The following is a 19,959-nucleotide window of genomic DNA, read 5'->3' on the forward strand; positions in this document are numbered from 1 at the left end:
ATTCAGATCAAAATTTTCAATAAAACAAAAGGCGGTAAAACCCGCCTTTTTTATATATTTCTTTTATTGAAAATCTATCTAACCAAAGGTGCTACTTTTTCACCGAACAGTTCAATTGATTTCATCATAACGTCATTTTCCGGTGCGCCAACATCCATATGCCCGATAAATCGGGTGAGACCGAAAATCTCTTTCACCTGCTGAATTTTGTCTGCAACTTCATTGGTATTCCCGATGAATAATGCGCCGTCTTTGCTTCTTCCACCGTCGTACTGCATTTTGGTGTAAGGTGCCCAACCTCTGGTCGTGCCAATTCGGTCCATTTGTGCTTTATAATTTTCAAAGTATCCATCAATTACTTTCGGATCTTCACTTACAAAAGTGTGGGAATGAACGGCAATCTGCATGTCAGATTCTGAGTGACCGGCGGCCAGATATTCTTGCTTATAAAAATCGACCAGACTTTTAAACTGAAGCGGCATTCCGCCAATGATTGCCACGATGAGCGGCATTCCTAATTTCGCGGCACTTAAGACCGATTGTGGTGTTCCGCCCACGGCTCGCCAGATTGGGAGTTTGCCATCATTCTTAGCCCTTGGATAAACCGTCTGATTCTTCATAGGTGCCCGAAGTTTTCCTGTCCAGGAAACGTTTTCTTCGGAATTTATTTTAAGCAAAAGGTCCAGTTTTTCATCGAAAAGTTGTTCGTAATCATTAAGTGAATATCCGTACAAGGGAAAAGATTCGGTGAAACTGCCACGACCCACGAAAATTTCAGCACGACCATCAGAAATTAAGTCCAAGGTTGCGAAATCCTCATATACCTTTACAGGTTCTGAGGAACTTAAAACAGTTACTCCACTTGCTAATTTGATGTTTTTCGTAATGCTCGCCGCCGCAGCTAAAAGCATTTCCGGCGATGAAACTGCGTAATCCTGGCGGTGATGTTCTCCCATGGCAAAGACGTCGATTCCGACTTCATCCATTAATTTTACCTGACCTAAAATTTCGCGGATTTTAACGCCCGCATCTTTATATTTTCCGGTATTTTGGTCAACGGCTAAGTCACCAAACATTCCAATTCCTAATTCCATAACACTTTGATTTTTGATTTTACAAAATTACTTTAATTGAAATTTAAAAGCATTGATGAATGATAAGAACCGATCTTAAAAATAAACTTCAAATTTTTAATTACTTTTGCATCTATTGAAATTTTAAAAAAGTTCACCATAAATAACCCATGGAAAAACTCATCGAAACTTTAAAATCCGGCGGAACCATCCTTTATCCTACCGACACTATTTGGGGAATCGGGTGCGATGCGACCAATATTGAAGCCATCAATAAAATTTTTGAAATCAAAAAACGGGAGAAAAACAAGTCGATGATCATTTTGGTAGAATCTGCAAAACGTTTGGAAGATTTGGTTGAAGTTCCCGAAATGGCCTGGGAAATTATGGACTTGTCGGAAAAACCGGTAACTTTAATTTATGATAACCCGAAAGGTTTACCGAAAGAAATATTGGCTGAAGATGGAAGTATTGGAATTCGGTTAGTCAATGATTTATTTTTAAAGAAGATTATTACTAAATTAAATAAACCTTTGGTTTCAACCTCAGCGAATTTTAGTGGTGAAAAATCGCCAATGAAATTTTCAGATATTTCTCAGGAAATTATTGATTCTGTAGAATTTGTGGCCGAAGAAAACCATGATAAAATTTCGGAACACTCGGGTTCTTCGGTGATTAGAATTTGGAATGATGGACGAATTAAGGTTATTCGGGAATAATTTTTTTGAACCACAAAAGCCACAAAAGTTTAGTGATTACTAAGGTGAAAATTATATGCATAAAAGTTCATAAAAGATAATGTGTGAAACTGTTTTCAACCACAAAAGTCACAAAAGTTTAATGATTACTAATTGAAATTATACTGCATAAAAGGTCACAAAAAGCAATTGCTTACTTCTTTTTAAATTCCCTTTCATATAAAGTAATCCAATCTTGTGGAGTTATTTTCTGACACAACTCCGCAATTAGTTCAAACGGAATATCTTCAAATTTCTTGAAGCGAATGCATGATTTTCCCATATCCAATTTTCTTTTAGAATATTTTGGATATTCTGCTACGAACCAGTTTAATAATTCTGGATTGGCATAAATGCCCATGTGGTAAAGTGCAATAAAATTTTTCTGAGAAGCCAAATTAATAAAAGGCAAAGGTGTATTTGGCGTACAATGATAACCAGGCGGATAAGTTTCCAGTGGAATACTCCAGCCAATCATTCCGTAGCTGAGCTGCTCCTGAAAACCAGGAGGCAAATTTTGAGAAACAGTTTCATACAATTTTCGGAAAGAAGCTTTTCTTTCTTCCGGAACTTGATTCAAATATTCTTCCACAGAATTTACCTCGATTTTCATATTTTATTTCTTCAAATATTCATCAAAATAATCAGTCACTTTTTGCATCAAATGAACTCTGTCTTTTCCTAAAACATTATGCTCATGTCCCGGATAAACGAAGTAATCCATCTGCACACCATGATCTACCGCTGCCTTTAAAAAGTTCATGGAATGTTGCCAAACCACGACATTATCCTGAGCTCCGTGAATCATCAATAAATGTCCTTTTAGGTTTTGAACTTTGTCTAAAAGATTGGCCTGTTTATAACCTTCCGGATTATTTTGTGGAGAATCCATATATCTTTCGGTGTACATAATTTCATACATATTCCAGTCGATCACGGGACCTCCTGCTACTGCTACTTTGAAAACGTCTGGATGTTTCAACATAAAACTCGTGGTCATAAATCCACCATAACTCCAACCGTGAATTCCCAACCGATCGGCATCTACGTAAGGTAGAGATTTCAAATAAGCAACTCCTTGCAGTTGATCTTTCATTTCGGTTTCACCCGCATGTCTAAAAATGGCCTGTTCAAATTTTAATCCGCGGTTAGAAGAACCTCGTCCATCCATGGTGAAAACGATGTATCCTTTTTGCGCCATAAATTCGTACCACAAATTCCCTGAAGCCGGAAAACTATCGGTTACCAACTGCGCGTGCGGACCATTATACAAATACACAATTACCGGATATTTTTTGTTCGCATCAAAATCGGTTGGCAGAATAATTTTACCGTATAAAGGTGTTCCGTCATCTGCTTTCAAAGTGACATTTTTTATTTCCGGTCTGTCGTAATTTTTTAACGGATTTTCAGCACTCAGAATGTTTCTGGTTTTCAAGGTATTGGTGTTGATAACATTTACGACTCGGGGCGTAGTGGCATTGCTGTAAAAATCATACAGTTGACTACCATCTTTACTCAATATTCCGGTATGCATTCCCACACCTTGGGCAAGTCGCTGGGTTTTAAAATTCGTCCAGTCCACTTTATAAAGATGTCTTTCGAGCGGCGATACTTGTGTAGAAACATAATAAATTTCTTTTTTCTTTTCATTAAATCCGAGCACTTCGGTTACGACCCAATCACCTTTAGTCAGCTGCGCGACCAAACCTTTATCTACATTATAGTGGAAAAGATGATTGTATCCGGTGCGCTGACTTTGCCAGATAAAATCGGTATTTGAATTGGGGAAAAATAATAAGGGATGTTGAGGTTCCACATATTTATCAGACTGTTCCTCGAAAAGTTTTTTGATGAAGTTTCCCGACAGTGCATTATACTGATTCATTTTCATATCATTCTGATCCCGATTTAGCACGCCTACAAAAATAGATTTAGAATCGGGACTCCAAGTTATCGCAGTAAGATACTGTTCGGGGTCCCCTTCGATATTTAAAAATCTCTTGGTATTGCTTTTAATATCGTAAACTCCTAAAGTTACATGGTGAGATGGTGTTCCCGCCATTGGATATTTAATATTTTTATTCACCGCCGGAACCACGCTCCAGTCGATAATCGGATAGTCGCCTACCATAGTTTGATCCATTCTGTAAAAGGCGATTTTAGAATTATCCGGGGAGATAAAAATTCCCTTTTCAATCCCAAATTCCCGTTGATGAACCGCTTGTCCATTTACAATATTCTCCTCACTGTCATCGGTGATTGCAACAATTTTTCCATTGCGGTTGAGGTATAAATTATTTTTAACAGTGTACACAAATCCTTCGTTATCACTGAGCATTTCTATATTCTCCGCTTCCTTATCGATGTTAATCCAATCACGAACTTTCCAATCTTTACCCGAACGTTCCACCCAGAAATAATTGGAATCCTGCGTAAAATATCCTTTGTCTTTGGTGATAAAAGTAATTCGCGGAAAAGTTTTTAATTTTTTGTCAAGATCTAAATTTTTATTCAGCTGATAGAGCGAAACCAATGTGTCGCCTTTATGACTCGCGAGATCCGTAACCATATAGGCGTTTTTTGCCGACTGATAGTAGGATTTGCCATCATCAGCCCAGGAAAACTGCGAAATGTTTTTCACGGCAAGATTGCTTCTTAACCCGTTTACGGCTTCAGCAATAGTAAATTTTTGATTTTGCGCGAAAAGAAAACTTCCAAGAAAAAGAAATAATAAAGAGAGTTTAGCTATTTTCATGTGTTTTTAATAGGGTTTATAAATCAATGATACAATCTGTAGATATATTAAACATTATAGATTGCATTACAGGACGTTAAAATTAATAAATAAAATTGGTATTTTTTAGTTTCTTATTTTTGCCGAACTTTTGTACAGTACAGCCAAAGGATCTTGATCAGATTTGGGTTTATTCCATTGATACTGATGCGTCCAATACGCGACTTTCATTGAAAGAATTCCTAATCCTGCGCCAAAAAGCACATCAGAAATATAATGCTTATTATTTGCCATTCGCATAACGCCCACCGATGTTGCAACGCCATAAGCAACGTAAGGCACCCACTTATGGTTTTTGCCATATTCTATCGAAAGCATCGTTGCACCTGCAAAAGCATTCGCAGTATGGCCTGAAGGAAAAGAATATGCGGTGCCGTCAGGACGCGTTTCTTTAAGAGTTTTCTTAAGGATATACACTAAGCCCAAATTGAGGATCTGTCCTTTAATTAAGATTGCAGTACGGTTTTTCCAGTCCGTTTGCGCTTTCATGCCCAGTGCTTCAAAACCATAAATAGCTACTAAGGGAGAAAATTGAGCGTAATCATCAAGGTGATTTGTAAAACCGAACAGATGCTCGTTTCGCTCTTCTACAACTTCATTTTTTAATGATTCCTGGCCTCGGCCATCAGCAACAATTCCCGATATCATTAAACCTGCGGGAACGTATAATTTTTTATACTGGAAGTCGAAAGGTTTATCTTGGATTACCAAAGTAACCTTTCTCTGCGCCGGACTCAACATTACAAAAAAGCAGTAGACCCAAAAGAAAAGTATTTTTTTCATAAATAAAAGAATGAACAAATCTAAAATTTAAATATTTATTATCCTACATCAACATAATTAGCATGTGAGTAACCTAAATTTGCATTATCATTAACACCAAAAAATATTAAATATGGCAACTCAATGGAATTTAGATCAAAGTCACAGTGAAATCACTTTTAAAGTACGTCACATGATGATTTCTAACGTTAAAGGTTCTTTTACAAACTTTAACGCAACAATGGAAGCGGCAGATGATACCTTTAAAACCGCTAAAGTAAATGCGACTATTCAGACAGATTCTGTGAATACCAATAGTGCAGACAGAGATACGCATTTGAAAAGTGAAGATTTTTTCAACGTAGAAGCAAATCCACAAATTACATTTGAAACTGATTCTTTAAATAACGAAATCACGGGAAATCTTACGATCAATGGCGTTACGAAACCGGTAAAACTTGATGTAGAGTTTGGTGGAATTAACGTAGATCCGTGGGGAAATACAAAAGCAGGTTTTTCATTCGAAGGAAAAATTAAACGTAGTGATTTCGGTTTAAACTGGAATGCAGCCTTGGAAGCAGGTGGCGTTATGGTTTCCGATGACGTGAAAATCGCGGGCGAATTACAGTTCGTTAAAGCATAATTACCAGCTTCTAAAAAAACAAAAGTTCACCTTTTTGAGGTGAACTTTTGTTTTGAGGAATTTTGTATATAATTAATAGGTAATCCAGAAATAGGATTGATAGTCTGTTACAATTCTTCTTGTGCATTGTACTGAACTCACTATTAATTCTACTTTTACAATGGGCATCTGTGCGGAAACTTTAACCTGCGGATTTATTTCCTTTGAGGTCTGTTTTGTACCATCTCCGTAAAAAATGGTCCAATCATAAGAATAGGCATGATTCGTTTCTGATGGTTTAAATACAATTATTCCTTCGGGATTTTTAACAAAACTGAAAGAAGAAACTTCAATTTTACATTTTTCAGAATTGAGGTAAAGTTCTTTTCCAGCGACTACTTCGATGGTTTTCTGGCATTTCAGAACTCCTTCAGCTGATTTTACATTCAAAGATAAAATAGCGTTACCAGGAACTGCTCCTTTGATAATTAAAGAATCACGTTGCGTATTCCCTTCCAAAATAATCTTCTGATCGCCGTGTGCCCATTGGAAACAATCGGTACAGTTTGCAGGTTTTTCGGCAATGGAATAAGCTTGTTTGTCGCCAATCTGCAGTTGTGCCGGTCCTTTAATAGTACATTGTGCCGCCCCAAAAATAAATAGGATCAGCGCAAAAAGAGTGTAAGTTTTTTTCATTTCAAGAGTTTTTAATGAATTTTAAACCTGAATAACTCCAAGATTAAATTTCTCTGTAATAGGTGCGTGATTTGCGGCTTCAATTCCCATAGAAATCCATTTTCTGGTATCGACCGGATTGATGATCGCATCCGTCCACAACCGCGCCGCCGCGTAAGTGGGCTCGGTTTGTTTTTTATATCGTTTCGAAATGGTATCTAAAATTTCCTGATGCTCTTCATCTGAAATTTCTTTCCCTTGTTTTTTTAAGGTTGATTCCTGAATTTGTGCCAATACTTTCGCCGCCTGAGTTCCACCCATTACCGCTAGTTCCGACCAAGGCCAAGCTACGATTAATCGCGGATCATAGGCTTTTCCGCACATGGCATAATTTCCGGCACCATAGGAATTTCCTGTAATTACCGTAAATTTCGGAACTACGGAATTGGCTACTGCATTCACCATTTTCGCTCCATCTTTGATAATACCGCCATGCTCAGATTTACTACCCACCATAAAACCGGTTACATCCTGCAGAAATAAAAGCGGAATTTTTCTCTGGTTACAATTGGCGATGAAACGCGTCGCTTTGTCAGCAGAATCAGAATAGATAACGCCACCAAACTGCATTTCTCCTTTTCCGCTTTTTACCAGCTTTCTTTGATTCGCTACAATTCCTACGCTCCAACCATCGATTCTTGCGGTCGCGCAAATAATGGTTTTACCGTAATCTGCTTTATATTCTTCGTATTCAGATTGATCAACCAAACATTTAATAATGTCAAATGAATCATACTGATCACCTCGCGAAACCGGCATGTGACCGAAAATATTTTCAATGCTTTCTTTGGGTGGAAAACTTTCCGTACGATCGAAACCAGCTTTATCATAATCGCCTATTGATTTCATAATCGTTCTGATTCTGTTCAGCGCATCCTTATCATCTTTAGCTTTGTAATCGGTTACACCGGAAATTTCACAGTGTGTAGTTGCTCCGCCCAAGGTTTCATTATCGATATTTTCGCCGATTGCAGCTTTTACCAAATAACTTCCTGCAAGGAAAATGGATCCTGTCTTATCAACAATCATTGCCTCGTCACTCATAATTGGTAGATAAGCTCCACCAGCTACACAACTTCCCATGACTGCAGAAATCTGAATAATTCCCATAGAACTCATTTTTGCATTGTTCCGGAAAATACGTCCAAAATGCTCTTTATCCGGAAAAATTTCGTCCTGCATTGGCAAGAAAACACCCGCAGAATCGACCAGATAAATAATTGGCAGTCTATTTTCCATTGAGATTTCCTGCGCACGAAGATTTTTTTTCGCTGTAATCGGGAACCATGCGCCAGCTTTTACCGAGGCATCATTGGCAACAACCAAACATTGCTTCCCCGAAACATAACCCATCACAACTACAACACCACCGCTGGGACAACCGCCTTGCTCCTCATACATTTCATATCCGGCAAAGGCTCCAATTTCTATAGAATCAGAATTTTTATCAAGAAGATAGTCGATGCGTTCGCGCGCCGTAAGTTTTCCTTCATCTCGCTGCTTCTGCAATCTTTTTTCGCCACCACCTTTTTTGATTTCACTCAATAAGCTGTTGATAGCGCCTAATTTTAATTTATTCTGATCTTCTCTTTTGTTAAACTCTAAATTCATAAGGTGAAAAAATTTGGTTTAAAGGTAAGATTTTTAATTATAATAGTTGTAAAAAACGAGACTACGAGTGCTGATTTTTAACTCAGTGAACATTTAGCATTTTTTAACATTATAGAAAAAAATAAAGACTAAAAATTTACGTTTACCCTTTAGAAGTTGAAGTTATTCAATTCCTAGTTTTATTTTTTTAATAGTTTATTATTTGAAGGACCCTAAAAGTTGTAGAGATTTTTAGGGTTTTTCGCTTCTGAAATGCATATTTTACGCAAATATCTAAATGGGATTTGTAGCTTTGCAAGAAGTATAAAAAAATAAAAATAGTGGTTCAAAAATCTGCCCTCTTTCGTCTTCATCTTATCGTTTTTTTATGGGGTTTTACCGCAATTTTAGGGAAACTTATTCATGCCGATGCCAGCATTCTGGTCTTCTACCGTATGTTTTTCGCTGCGCTCTTTCTGTTTATTTTCATCCGTTTTTTTAAAAAAGAGAGTTTGAAAATTTCAAAGAAGTTATTTTTGCAGTTAAGCGTTATCGGGGGTTTTATGGCGTTTCACTGGCTCTGTTTTTTTTATTCTATTAAAGTTTCCAATGTTTCAATTGCATTAAGTTGTCTTTCGCTTTCAACGCTCTTTGCGTCTGTTTTAGAACCTTTGATTTTCAAAAGAAAGATTGATGTTTCTGAAGTTATTATGGGCGTAGTTATTTTAATCTGTATGGGATTAATCTTCAAGACCGAATTTCAGTATAAAGAAGGTATTTTTTATGGAATTTTAACAGCTCTTTTCGGAACTATATTCTCTGTATTTAACGGCAAAATATTTGGTAAAACAAGCTCTGGAAATATTATATTTTACGAAATCTTTTCTGGGTGCGCCATTCTCACTGTTCTTTACCTCTTCACCGGTCAACTTTTTCAACTTCACGAAATAAGCATGCGTGACCTTACTTTAGTGCTCATACTGGCAAGTTTTTTTACCGCGTATCCAATGTTAGAATCTGTAAATTTGATGAAGTATATTTCCCCATTTACATTGATTCTCACCGTAAATTTAGAACCAGTTTACGGGATTATCCTTGCTTTTTTTATCTTTGGTGAATCTGAGCAGATGAGTCCAATATTTTATGGCGCTTCTGTGGTTATGATATCTGCGATTATCGTAAATGGGGTGTTAAAGGCTCGAAAAAGTACGGCCGCCAAAAAAGTACAGGATTCATGATAAAAATATTATTTGCTGCGTTTTTGTTTTTCGGATTTATTTCTGAAGCGCAAATCGTGCGGAAATATTCAAATGAATTTCTAAGTATAGGTGCTGGTGCGAGAGGACTCGCAATGGGTGGTGCCGTAATTTCCAGCCAGAATGATGTGTATTCTCCCATGTGGAATCCTGCAGGTTTAATTGGAGTAGAACGTGATTGGCAGGGAGCGGCAATGCATGCTGAATATTTCGAATCTATTGCCAAGTATGATTACCTTGCTTTTGCAAAACCAGTGGATAATAAAGGCGGCGCGTTCGCAATTTCAATTGTTCGTCTCGGTATTGATAACATTTTGAATACCACTCAATTAATTGATCCCGAAGGAAATATTGATTATGACAAAATCACCAGTTTTTCGCAGTCGGATTACGCAGCTTTGGTTTCTTACGCATTTCATCCAGGAGGAGATCAGCGGTTAGATTTTGGTGTGAATGCAAAACTCGTTTATCGAAATGTAGGTAAATTCGCCAGTGGTTATGGTTTTGGATTTGATTTAGGCGCGATTTACCACGCCGACTCAGGCTGGAACTACGGCGCCGTTTTAAAGGATGCCACAACAACCGTAAACTTCTGGACGGTCAATCAAAAAGAACTTTCAGCGGTTGTAAATGGTGAAGAATTTAATCCTGCGCCCAAAGATAAAATGGAGCTTACCATGCCCAAACTTAATTTAGGACTCAGCCGAAATTTCGAACTTAACCGTGATCTGGAACTTCTTCCCGAAGCCGGAATTAATGTAGATTTTGCAAAAACAGCAGCGGTCATTTCAACAGATTTTGCCAGCATAACTCCTTATGCGGGTGCAGAACTGAAATTTCAGGATATGGTGTTTGTGCGTGTTGGTGTGAATAGATTTCAAAACATTACCGATATTGAAAATTTAAAAAGAAAAATTTCCTTCCAACCAAGTGCTGGAATTGGGATTAAATATCAGGGTTTAACATTGGATTATGCCATTACAAATTCAGGAATTGGCGGATCTAATTTCTACTCCAACTTTTTTTCTTTGAAGCTCGACATGGGCGATTTCCGAAACTAAGAGCCGGAATTAAAATATTCCCAGACCATTTTACCTTTCGATTGCCCCAGTATTTCCTCTAAAGTTTCCAAATTAGATTCCTTTACCCTTTTTACCGATTTTAGTTTCTGCAGCAACATTTCAATCGTCTTCACCCCAACACCCGGAATTTCTTCAAGTTCAGATTTGATGGTTGAATTTTTCCGTCGCGTTCGGTGATGTTTTACGCCAAAACGATGGGATTCATCTCGAACTCTTTGTAAAATTTTCAGCGTTTCAGATTTCTTATCCAGATATAATGGAATGGAATCTTCCGGGAAATAAATTTCTTCCAGGCGTTTTGCAATCCCGATTATGGTGATTTTACCATAAAGACCAAGAAGTTTTAAACTTTTTACGGCAGAAGATAATTGGCCTTTTCCACCATCAATTAAAATAAGTTGTGGCAACGGTTCAGCTTCATCTAACAGCCTTTTATAGCGGCGATAAATAACTTCTTCCATGGTTTTATAATCGTCTGGACCCACTACTGTTTTCGGATGAAAAATTCGATAATCTGCTTTGCTTGGTTTTCCATCTTTAAAAACTACACATGCTGAAACTGGATTTGTCCCCTGAATATTTGAATTATCAAAACCTTCAATATGACGCGGTTCTTCAGGCATTCGCAACAACTTTTGCATCTCAGCCATAATTCTGTTCGTGTGTCTTTCCGGATCTATAATTTGAACCTGCTTCAGTTTTTCAATGCGGTATTCTTTCGCATTTTTTTCCGAAAGTTCTACAATTCGCTTTTTGTCGCCCACTTTCGGTACGATCAATTTTACATTCGGAATTTCTAATGTTAAATGAAAAGGAATTAAAATTTCTTTAGAATCAGAATTAAATTTCTGGCGGATTTCAATCATGGCTTCTTCCAACATATCTTCGTCAGATTCTTCCAGAATTTTTTTAATTTCTGTAGTGAAACTCTGTATAATATTTCCGTTCTGAATTTTAAAATAATTAATATAGGCGGCGGTCTCATCACTCGTCATTCCAAAAACATCAACATCATTAATGCTGGGATTTACTACCGTATGTTTTACCTGATAATTATCCAGCAAATCCATCCTTTCTTTCACCATCTGGGCATTTTCAAATTCAAGATTCTCGGCGAAGCTCATCATTTGATTGACCAGATATTCCTTCGCAATACGGAAATCTCCTTTAATAATACCCCGAATAGCTTCAATCTTGCGGTCGTAACTCTCCTTCATTTCCAGCATTTCGCAGGGACCTTCACAATTTTTGATGTGATATTCCAGACAAACACGGTATTTTCCCTCCGCAATTTTAGCGGGAGCCAGATTTAAATTACACGTCCGGATTTTATAAATATGTTTAATGGTATCCAGTAGAAACTTGGCGGGACGCACTTTCGCATAAGGTCCAAAATATTCTGAGCCATCTTTAATTTTATTACGAGTCATGAAAACACGCGGGAAATCTTCATTTTTAATGCAAATCCAGGGATACGTTTTATCATCCTTCAGCATCACATTATAAAAAGGTTGATGCTCTTTGATGAGATTATTTTCGAGCAGAAGCGCGTCGTATTCACTATTTACAACAGTCGTTTCCAAGCGAAAAATTTTAGCTACCATGATTCTGGTGCGGTAACCAGCCTGGTTTTTATTGAAATAAGATAAAACTCTTTTCTTTAAATTTTTCGCCTTTCCGACGTAAAGAAGCTGATTTAATTTGTCATAATACCGATAAACACCTGGGTCTGATGGTAAAGTTTTTAATTGAAGTTCTAAATCCGCATTCATCAGACAAAATTAAGTATTTGCTTCTTAGGAAAAGAAGAGATTTCTGAAAAAGAAAATCAGCCCGCCATGAAGACGAGCTGAATCATAAAATTTATCAGATTATTACGCGGTAATTTTCTCCGGAATTATAAGTGCTGATATCTTTCTTTTGTACTCAGAAAGCTGCGTTTCTATCGTGCGGGAATTTGTCTTAAAGTAGTGGGATTTCGCGAAAAGGTTTTCGTAATAGGAAATTCCATCCAACAAATTAATCTGGAAGTTCTTCCATTTTTTAACCTGCGCATTTGTAAAACTTTCAGAGAATTCTTCCATCTCGTTTTTCAGATAATCCACATATAATTTTAATTCATTAATAAATATATTCGGACGATTATCAGCAGACATCACATTTTTATTTCCGTAAATATGCTGAACCATATCGGCGAGTGAGACTTCTTTATCAAAATAAGCCAGATTAGGTCCGGGACAAATAACCACGCCTTGCTTTTCTCCTTTCACTGAAATGTCTTTTTCCAGATAAGAAGAGTTCCCAAGTCCAACACAAAGACAAGATTTTTCGGTAATGCGGCGCTTTCTATTTTCAAAATCACGGTCGGTAATATCATTTTTTAGAAGATCTAAATCTTTTAATTTGATTTTTTGATATTTACTGGATGCCGTGCAAATTCCTTCCGGGGAAAACTCTTTGCTCAAAGCCAGAAATTTTTTGGGGCAAGAACTGCCCGGTTTATTCCGAAGAATTTTCTCTTTTTTTAAGGCCTCATTTGTTGTTCCTCTCACCGTATTGAAAGGTACGCCCAACGGAGAAATATCGCTCAGGTAAAAATCTTCTTCTTTCGCCTTCGATAATAGTTCACGTGTTTCATGGTCTACCGAAGTCGCTTCGGGAACGAGTAAAAACGGTGAACCCCACCCGATGCTGTCGAGGTTATAATTTTCTAATAAAAACTCATGTTCTTCGGCTGTTCCTACACCACCTTGTGCCGTAATTTTCATGGCCAGCGGTTCGGCCAAAGTTTGGATTTGTTTTTGCTCCAAGGCTTTATCCATCAATTCGTGAGCAGAAGCAATAAGGCTATTTTTCTTTTGTAGAAATTCTTCCATAATGGGTCCTAAAAGCAATCCTTCTGTTGCGAAAGCGTGACCACCACAATTTAAACCAGATTCTACGCGATATTCGGAAACCCAAAGACCTTTTTTAGCTAAGAAATTTCCCTGAATCATTGCAGATCTAAAATCACTTACTTTCAAAATGATTTTCTTTTTTAGAATACCATTTTCATCAGGTAAAAAATCGGCGAAAGTTTCCAGATAACTGTACAACCGTGGATTCATTCCTGCAGACAATACGACAGATGAACTCAGTTTACTGTTGGCAAAACCTCGTAAAGAAACGTGCGCATCATTAAAAATAATGGGCAGTTGAACTTTTTTATTGAAATTATCTTTGTCTACCTTGGTCATGATATTCACATCTATACTTCCCGCACTCAAGTTATTATCCAGAAAACTTTTGATATTTTCTGTAAAATTTTCTTTTTGCTCCCGTAAATTTTGAAGTCCTTTTTTAACGTCAGATTTATTAGGAAGGATAGCGATATACTCATCAAGTTTTTCCCTACTTGTACTCAAATCCTCTTTAAAAGTTTTAAATTTTTCCTGAACAACATACTGAATCATATCGAGATAGGCAGTAATGCGTTTGGCACGGTAATCCTCAGTTTTTGGGGAAATTTCAGAATAATTAATTTCGTTTTTAGTATGATAAAAGCGGTTCATCTTTTCGATGAGTTCATCATCCATAATAGAGATTACAGATGAAATCCCGTAATGTGCCACACGAAGCGGGCTGTCGATGGTGTAGGCAAGTCCCATGACGGGAATGTGAAAATTATGTAGTGTTTTATTTTTATCCATGTTAATGAATTGATTGTTTTTATTTACTTTTTATCAGAATAACCCTCAAAATTAAGGTTATAATTTTTAATTATGCATTGAATAATACATTTAATAGCATTTGTTTATATGACATTTATCACGTCAAACAATGAACTCGTTCTTGCTTGACAGATTCTTAAAAAAGGTGTAATTTTAGGCAAAATCTTAAAATGAAAATCTACGGTATCGATGAATTTACCATCGAAGATATAATCGCCATTTTGGACGATCCCAAAAAGGCACAACTTAACGAAGAAGCAAAGGAAAAAATCTTAAAATCACAGCGAAACGTTCGGGAAATTGTAGAATCCGATCGTACGGTCTACGGCATAAATACAGGTTTTGGACCACTCTGCGATGTCAAAATTTCCGAAGAAGAAACTGCTCTTTTACAACACAATCTAATTATTTCACACGCCGTTGGCGTCGGAAAACCCATAGCAAAAGATTTATCCAGAGTAATGATTATTGCGAAAATCCACGCTTTATCAAAAGGATTTTCAGGAGTTTCTTTAGGCGTTATTGAACGCCTGATTTTAATGCTCGAAAAAGACATTATTCCTGCAGTTCCAGAACAAGGCTCCGTTGGTGCGTCTGGTGATTTAGCACCTTTGGCACATCTGGTTTTGCCTCTTTTAGGATTAGGTAAAGTTTGGCAAGGTGACGAAATCAGAGACGCTGCAGCTGTTCTTGCAGAAAATAATATCGAACCTCTGGAACTCGGTCCAAAAGAAGGTTTAGGTTTAATTAATGGTACACAGTTTATTTTAGCACACGCGATTTTAGGTTTATATAAATTCGACTACTTACTTGACTTAGCAGATTTAACTGCGGCCTTAAGTTTAGAGGCCTATCGTGGCTCAGCGAGTCCTTTCAAAAAAGAACTTCATGACATTCGACCTTTTGTTGGAAGTAAAAAAGTAGCTGCCAGAATGGTGAAATTCCTGAAGGATTCTGAGAATTTGAAAAGCCACGAATATTGCGACCGTGTACAAGATCCTTATTCTATGCGATGTGTACCACAAGTTCATGGCGCAAGCAGAAATGCTTTTGAACATTTAAAAAATTTAACTGAAACTGAGCTGAATTCAGTTACCGACAATCCCATTATTTTAAGTGCTGCAGAATCGATTTCAGGCGGGAATTTCCACGGACAATTATTGGCTTTACCCTTGGATTACGCAACGTTAGCTGCGGCTGAACTTGGTAATATTTCCGATCGAAGAAGTTATCTTTTGCTGGAGGGGAAATATGGTTTACCAAGATTATTGACCGAAAGTTCTGGTTTAAATTCAGGCTTTATGATTCCGCAATATACTTCAGCAGCTTTGGTTACAGAAAATAAGACCTTGTGTTTTCCCGCCTCCGCAGATTCAATTCCTACGAGCTTAGGTCAGGAAGATCATGTGTCGATGGGAAGTATCTCGGGACGAAAATTCAACCAGGTTTTAGGGAATTTAGAAAACATTCTTGCGGTAGAACTTATGTTTGGGGCTCAAGGTTTAGAATTCCGACGTCCCGCAAAATGTGGTAAACATGTCGAAAATGCCTATTCTTTAATTAGAACGAAAGTGGCCAAATTAGAAAACGATCGTTTAATTGGTGAAGATATGCTGGCGATTGCAGAGTTGATCAGAGCGCAGGAGTTTGAGGTGACCTTAACTAAATGATCCTAGTTTCCTGGGACATTTTCCTTTTCTTTCCACAATAAAATGTTTTACCAAAAAAATGAAAAAATTATTAAGTATTTTCCTCTTTGTACCTTTTCTTTTAATTGCTCAAAACTCGCAGCCGTCTGAGGTATTTTGGAATAAACTTCAGTCTCACTGCGGAAAAGCATTTGAAGGAGAAATTATTTCCGGTGGAGTTGCGGGTGACGGATTCACCGGAAAAAAATTAGTCATGCACGTACGAAATTGTGCGCCGAATGATATCAGAATTCCCTTTTTCGTGGGCGATGATAAATCGCGAACGTGGGTTTTGCATAAAAATGAGGCTCAAATTTTAAGGTTGAAACATGATCACCGAAACGCAGATGGTACCGAAGAAAAATCTACGCAGTACGGCGGCACAAGTTCTAATGTTGGTTTAGATAATTTACAGATGTTTCCCGCCGACGCTTATACAGCAGAACTTTTACCGAAAGCTGCGACGAACGTTTGGTGGTTTACCCTAGAAGCAGATCACTTCACTTATAATCTCAGAAGAATCGGAAGTGATCGATTGTTTACGATAAAATTCGATTTAACAAAACCGGTTGCGACGCCTGAAGCACCTTGGGGAACAAAAGATTAATCAGAAACCAAAAAATATTTAAAATAGAAGAGAAATTTATTCGATTAAATTCTAAATAAAGTAAACATTAACAACAAAAAAATAAACTGCAAATCAAGGTCTGCAGTTTATTTTTTTGAATATTTTACATTCTTACTTTCGTCGAGAATACTTATAATTTTAAAGTATCTATTTTCTCTGCTTCTTTTTTCTTTTTCTTTTCTAATTTCCTGAAATAGCCGCGGAATAAGAAATTATGTTTTAGAGCTTCCATATTTTGATTTAATTTATCAGTCGCCTCTTTCACATTAATAACTGTAGAATCTATGTTTTTTACCAAACCTTCGTCTTTAGCGATATAATTTAAGGAGCCTTTTCCATTTTTAATTTCATTCACATAACTATCTAAACTTTTTGACACCTTATTAATATCCTGACTGGATTTCTCCAAATTGGTAAAAACATCCTGAATTTGTTGTCGAGATTTTGGATCACTCAAAAGAACTGCCGCTGCACTTTGATCGTAATTGATTTTAGAAATTACTGCATTCACTTTAGCCATTGCGATATTGGTACCTTCTGCGGTTCTTTTCAGGGCAGATACGGAACGTCGCAGATCATTTTCTAAATCGGCATCACTTAACAATGCACCCAACGGCCCATTTCCTTCGACGACTTTATGGGTAATTTTTGCCAAATCAGAAGTGATCAAAGCGGCACTTTCATTGGTCTTGCCGAAAGTTTCCAATATTTCATCAACGGTAATTTTACTTTTCACAATAATACGATCTCCAGCTGTGACGGGCTTTGCCGCTTCATTTTCTCCGGGAACTAAATTAACGACCATACTTCCCACCAAACCATCTGAAGCAATACTTGCAACCGCATCTTTTTTGATAAATCGTGCAGCTTGCTCATCCACAGACATTTCTACTGTAATTTTTCCTTCGGCAGTCATTTCTATTTTGCTCACCGTTCCGACATTCACGCCAGAATAACGCACATTATTCCCCAGCTGCAATCCGCTTACATCTGCAAAAACAGAATATAATTTGATGCTTTTGCTAAATAAGTGCTGTTGCTTACCTACGAAATAGAGCGCGGTGACAAGTAAAATTGTCCCAACGACTACAAATATTCCGACGCTCATTTTATTGGAGGATTTTGCCATAATTTTAATTTTTAAAGAAAGCCTGAACTTGGGGATCTTCTGATTTTAGAAGTTCTTCATAAGTTCCTTCGGCATAATTAACACCATCTACCAAAAGGATCATTCGATTAGAAATCACTCTTGCACAATCTACATCGTGCGTGATAATGATGGAAGACGTTTTATATTTTTCCTGAATACTTCGCAATAATTCAATGATCTCCTTTGAGGTGATCGGATCTAAACCAGTCGTAGGCTCATCGTACATGAGGATTTTTGGTTTTAGAATCAAAGCTCTGGCGAGCGCTACTCTTCTCTGCATTCCGCCAGAAAGTTCAGCAGGCATTAAATCAATAGTTTGCCCTAAACCTACATCTTCTAAAGCTTCCATCACTAAAACTTCAGTTTCTGCGGAGCTTTCTACTTCGTCGCGGTGTCTTCTTAAAGGAAATTCTAAATTTTCTCGAACCGTCATGGAATCGTATAAAGCGCTGCCCTGAAAAAGAAAACCTATTTCGGTGCGAAGAACATCCAATTCTTTCTGACCCATTTCTGTAATATCTTCCCCGCGAATACTTATACTTCCACCATCAGGTTTCAGTAAACCTACGAGACATTTTACCATGACTGATTTTCCAGCGCCTGATTTTCCCATAATGGTCAAATTCTCACCTTCAAATAATTGAAGATTAAAACCTTTGAGCACCTGATTATCACCAAAACTTTTGGTAATATTTTTTAGTTCCAAAACTGGTTTTCTGTTGTTCTCAGCCATAATTAAATATCAAAAATAATATCGGTTACAAATACGGCAATGAAATCAATTATAAAAACAAGCATCGACGTATACACTACAGCCGCATTAGAAGCTTCACCTACTCCCACTGTTCCTTTCGCACAATTATATCCTTTATAGCAGCCAATTAATCCGATTGCAAAACCAAAGAAAAAAGATTTTATGGTAGCAGGAATAATATCTCCAAAAGATATCGCTTTAAAAACCTGACTAAAATATAAGGTAAAAGACACCTCCGATTTAAGGTTTTCTACAATTGCAGATCCAAATAAAGAGATCGCATCGCCAATAATAATAAGGAGTGGAAGCATTAAAGTTGTCGCCAAAATTCTGGTAACCACTAAATATTTAAAGGGATTCGTTCCGGAAACTTCCATGGCATCAATCTGCTCGGTAACCCTCATTGAACCGAGTTCTGCACCGATTCCGGATCCTATTCTTCCTGCACAAATAAGGGCAATAATTACAGGTCCGATTTCACGAATTATAGAAATACTGATCATGGAGGGAATCCAGGATTCTGCCCCGAACTGCTCTAATGTCGGTCTGGACTGCAGCGTAAATACGAGACCTAAAATAAATCCAGTCACTGAAACCAGCAATAATGATCGGTTCCCAATATTATAGCATTGCCGTATTAATTCTTTAAACTCAAAAGGCGGCAAAAACACTTCGCGAAAGAAACGTCCTGCAAATAGGGTGATGTCTCCAATTTCCGCAAAAAAAGATTTTGTATTATCGAGTAAAGCAGAATTTTTAAACATACAAATGAGTGTTACTCAAATGTAGTCATTATTAAAGCGAATACAATATTATAAAACAAGGTATAAGTCAGGAAATTTCTGAATTTTTAATGTGGACACAATTCTTTTTATCATTAAAAATCAATAGCCACGAAAATAGGGTTGAATCACCCAATATATAATTTAATGAACCACTAAATTTGTATATCATTAAAAACCAAAAAATGAAAACAATTATCAAAATCTTCTTACTTGGTGCTTTCTCGGTTTTACTCAATTGCAAAGAAGCAAAAGATGTGAATCCTATCGATAACACAGCATGGGCCGGAGTTGCTAACATTCCTACGGCTCAAAATATCATTCTTGAATTTACAGGCGAAGACATCAATGTTTTGCTAAAAGATAAAATGGTAGAGCAAATGAAATATACAGTTTCCAATGATACACTGCATATTGAAAAAACGATGGGCGGTTCACCTTGTCCCGTAAAAAGTAAAGGCGTTTACAAATATATTATTAAGGGTGATCAACTGAGTATACAATATATTTCAGATGAATGCAATTCTCGGCAATATAATATGACGGTTTCAAATTTTAAGAAAGTACAATAACCGAAATATGGATTTTTACAG

Annotated in this window: 18 protein-coding genes; 7 read left to right on the forward strand and 11 right to left on the reverse strand. The window is 37.1% G+C overall.

Annotation, left to right across the window (positions count from 1 at the left end):
* Positions 1–74: 74 nt before the first annotated feature.
* Entirely contained in the window at positions 75–1,094 is a 1,020-nt protein-coding gene (locus LC814_RS05790) for an LLM class flavin-dependent oxidoreductase (protein ID WP_226065662.1), read from the reverse strand.
* Between the two features lie 149 nt (positions 1,095–1,243).
* On the opposite strand from LC814_RS05790, the gene LC814_RS05795 reads away from it, so the two are divergent.
* On the forward strand, positions 1,244–1,792 hold the full coding sequence (locus LC814_RS05795) for an L-threonylcarbamoyladenylate synthase (protein ID WP_226065664.1): 549 nt from the start codon (positions 1,244–1,246) through the stop codon (positions 1,790–1,792).
* 172 nt (positions 1,793–1,964) lie between these two features.
* Here the strand turns inward: LC814_RS05795 and LC814_RS05800 are convergent, their stop codons facing one another.
* The 3 genes from LC814_RS05800 to LC814_RS05810 form a co-directional block, all read right to left on the reverse strand.
* Positions 1,965–2,423, reverse strand: a complete 459-nt coding sequence (locus LC814_RS05800; protein ID WP_226065666.1) for a DUF1801 domain-containing protein — start codon at positions 2,421–2,423, stop codon at positions 1,965–1,967.
* Between the two features lie 3 nt (positions 2,424–2,426).
* Positions 2,427–4,568 carry a S9 family peptidase gene (locus tag LC814_RS05805; RefSeq protein ID WP_226065668.1) on the reverse strand — a complete coding sequence of 714 codons (2,142 nt, stop codon included), beginning with the start codon at positions 4,566–4,568 and terminating at the stop codon, positions 2,427–2,429.
* Positions 4,569–4,673: 105 nt separating this feature from the next.
* A complete protein-coding gene (locus tag LC814_RS05810) occupies positions 4,674–5,390 on the reverse strand; it encodes a phosphatase PAP2 family protein (RefSeq protein ID WP_226065670.1) in 717 nt (238 codons plus the stop codon).
* A 112-nt stretch (positions 5,391–5,502) separates the two neighbouring features.
* On the opposite strand from LC814_RS05810, the gene LC814_RS05815 reads away from it, so the two are divergent.
* Positions 5,503–6,012 carry a YceI family protein gene (locus LC814_RS05815; protein WP_226065672.1) on the forward strand — a complete coding sequence of 170 codons (510 nt, stop codon included), beginning with the start codon at positions 5,503–5,505 and terminating at the stop codon, positions 6,010–6,012.
* 72 nt (positions 6,013–6,084) lie between these two features.
* Here LC814_RS05815 and LC814_RS05820 read toward each other — a convergent pair whose 3' ends face one another.
* Both LC814_RS05820 and LC814_RS05825 read right to left on the reverse strand, forming a co-directional pair.
* A complete protein-coding gene (locus LC814_RS05820; protein ID WP_226065674.1) occupies positions 6,085–6,687 on the reverse strand; it encodes a hypothetical protein in 603 nt (200 codons plus the stop codon).
* Between the two features lie 21 nt (positions 6,688–6,708).
* The gene (locus LC814_RS05825) at positions 6,709–8,337 is read right to left on the reverse strand and encodes an acyl-CoA carboxylase subunit beta (protein WP_226065676.1); all 1,629 of its coding nucleotides are present in this window, start codon (positions 8,335–8,337) and stop codon (positions 6,709–6,711) included.
* Between the two features lie 320 nt (positions 8,338–8,657).
* Here LC814_RS05825 and LC814_RS05830 point away from each other — a divergent pair, with 320 nt between their 5' ends.
* A complete protein-coding gene (locus tag LC814_RS05830; protein ID WP_226065678.1) occupies positions 8,658–9,554 on the forward strand; it encodes a DMT family transporter in 897 nt (298 codons plus the stop codon).
* Entirely contained in the window at positions 9,551–10,633 is a 1,083-nt protein-coding gene (locus LC814_RS05835; protein WP_226065680.1) for a putative type IX sorting system protein PorV2, read from the forward strand. Before LC814_RS05830 ends, LC814_RS05835 begins: the two co-directional genes overlap by 4 nt.
* Here LC814_RS05835 and uvrC read toward each other — a convergent pair.
* Both uvrC and LC814_RS05845 read right to left on the reverse strand, forming a co-directional pair.
* Complete coding sequence (gene uvrC / locus LC814_RS05840) at positions 10,630–12,426, reverse strand: excinuclease ABC subunit UvrC (protein WP_226065682.1); 1,797 nt, start codon at positions 12,424–12,426, stop codon at positions 10,630–10,632. The two genes, LC814_RS05835 and uvrC, sit on opposite strands and share 4 nt — an antisense overlap.
* Before the next feature lie 102 nt (positions 12,427–12,528).
* Positions 12,529–14,343 (reverse strand): hypothetical protein, encoded by a 1,815-nt coding sequence (locus LC814_RS05845; protein WP_226065684.1) that lies wholly within the window; start codon positions 14,341–14,343, stop codon positions 12,529–12,531.
* Positions 14,344–14,534: 191 nt separating this feature from the next.
* Between LC814_RS05845 and hutH the strand changes: the two genes are divergently transcribed.
* Both hutH and LC814_RS05855 read left to right on the forward strand, forming a co-directional pair.
* Entirely contained in the window at positions 14,535–16,034 is a 1,500-nt protein-coding gene (gene hutH, locus LC814_RS05850; protein WP_226065686.1) for a histidine ammonia-lyase, read from the forward strand.
* Positions 16,035–16,092: 58 nt separating this feature from the next.
* Positions 16,093–16,659: a hypothetical protein gene (locus LC814_RS05855; RefSeq protein ID WP_226065688.1), complete on the forward strand. Its 567-nt coding sequence runs from the start codon at positions 16,093–16,095 to the stop codon at positions 16,657–16,659.
* A 151-nt stretch (positions 16,660–16,810) separates the two neighbouring features.
* Here LC814_RS05855 and LC814_RS05860 read toward each other — a convergent pair whose 3' ends face one another.
* The 3 genes from LC814_RS05860 to LC814_RS05870 are packed head-to-tail and all read right to left on the reverse strand — an operon-like array spanning position 16,811 to position 19,348.
* Positions 16,811–17,809, reverse strand: a complete 999-nt coding sequence (locus tag LC814_RS05860; protein ID WP_226065690.1) for an MlaD family protein — start codon at positions 17,807–17,809, stop codon at positions 16,811–16,813.
* A gap of 4 nt (positions 17,810–17,813) precedes the next feature.
* A complete protein-coding gene (locus LC814_RS05865) occupies positions 17,814–18,563 on the reverse strand; it encodes an ABC transporter ATP-binding protein (protein WP_226065692.1) in 750 nt (249 codons plus the stop codon).
* A 2-nt stretch (positions 18,564–18,565) separates the two neighbouring features.
* Complete coding sequence (locus LC814_RS05870; protein ID WP_226065694.1) at positions 18,566–19,348, reverse strand: MlaE family ABC transporter permease; 783 nt, start codon at positions 19,346–19,348, stop codon at positions 18,566–18,568.
* 203 nt (positions 19,349–19,551) lie between these two features.
* On the opposite strand from LC814_RS05870, the gene LC814_RS05875 reads away from it, so the two are divergent.
* Positions 19,552–19,938: a hypothetical protein gene (locus LC814_RS05875; protein ID WP_226065696.1), complete on the forward strand. Its 387-nt coding sequence runs from the start codon at positions 19,552–19,554 to the stop codon at positions 19,936–19,938.
* Positions 19,939–19,959 lie beyond the last annotated feature (21 nt).

Origin of the sequence: Kaistella polysaccharea (assembly GCF_020410745.1) — a bacterium.
GTDB classification, from domain to species: domain Bacteria; phylum Bacteroidota; class Bacteroidia; order Flavobacteriales; family Weeksellaceae; genus Kaistella; species Kaistella polysaccharea.

What these genes read in the sequence shown, in the direction of transcription:
- LC814_RS05790 (WP_226065662.1), bottom strand. Translation starts at nt 1,094, where the DNA reads ATGGAATTAGGAATTGGAATGTTTGGTGACTTAGCCGTTGACCAAAAT.
- LC814_RS05795 (WP_226065664.1), top strand. Translation starts at nt 1,244, where the DNA reads ATGGAAAAACTCATCGAAACTTTAAAATCCGGCGGAACCATCCTTTAT.
- LC814_RS05800 (WP_226065666.1), bottom strand. Translation starts at nt 2,423, where the DNA reads ATGAAAATCGAGGTAAATTCTGTGGAAGAATATTTGAATCAAGTTCCG.
- LC814_RS05805 (WP_226065668.1), bottom strand. Translation starts at nt 4,568, where the DNA reads ATGAAAATAGCTAAACTCTCTTTATTATTTCTTTTTCTTGGAAGTTTT.
- LC814_RS05810 (WP_226065670.1), bottom strand. Translation starts at nt 5,390, where the DNA reads ATGAAAAAAATACTTTTCTTTTGGGTCTACTGCTTTTTTGTAATGTTG.
- LC814_RS05815 (WP_226065672.1), top strand. Translation starts at nt 5,503, where the DNA reads ATGGCAACTCAATGGAATTTAGATCAAAGTCACAGTGAAATCACTTTT.
- LC814_RS05820 (WP_226065674.1), bottom strand. Translation starts at nt 6,687, where the DNA reads ATGAAAAAAACTTACACTCTTTTTGCGCTGATCCTATTTATTTTTGGG.
- LC814_RS05825 (WP_226065676.1), bottom strand. Translation starts at nt 8,337, where the DNA reads ATGAATTTAGAGTTTAACAAAAGAGAAGATCAGAATAAATTAAAATTA.
- LC814_RS05835 (WP_226065680.1), top strand. Translation starts at nt 9,551, where the DNA reads ATGATAAAAATATTATTTGCTGCGTTTTTGTTTTTCGGATTTATTTCT.
- uvrC (WP_226065682.1), bottom strand. Translation starts at nt 12,426, where the DNA reads ATGAATGCGGATTTAGAACTTCAATTAAAAACTTTACCATCAGACCCA.
- LC814_RS05845 (WP_226065684.1), bottom strand. Translation starts at nt 14,343, where the DNA reads ATGGATAAAAATAAAACACTACATAATTTTCACATTCCCGTCATGGGA.
- hutH (WP_226065686.1), top strand. Translation starts at nt 14,535, where the DNA reads ATGAAAATCTACGGTATCGATGAATTTACCATCGAAGATATAATCGCC.
- LC814_RS05855 (WP_226065688.1), top strand. Translation starts at nt 16,093, where the DNA reads ATGAAAAAATTATTAAGTATTTTCCTCTTTGTACCTTTTCTTTTAATT.
- LC814_RS05860 (WP_226065690.1), bottom strand. Translation starts at nt 17,809, where the DNA reads ATGGCAAAATCCTCCAATAAAATGAGCGTCGGAATATTTGTAGTCGTT.
- LC814_RS05865 (WP_226065692.1), bottom strand. Translation starts at nt 18,563, where the DNA reads ATGGCTGAGAACAACAGAAAACCAGTTTTGGAACTAAAAAATATTACC.
- LC814_RS05870 (WP_226065694.1), bottom strand. Translation starts at nt 19,348, where the DNA reads ATGTTTAAAAATTCTGCTTTACTCGATAATACAAAATCTTTTTTTGCG.
- LC814_RS05875 (WP_226065696.1), top strand. Translation starts at nt 19,552, where the DNA reads ATGAAAACAATTATCAAAATCTTCTTACTTGGTGCTTTCTCGGTTTTA.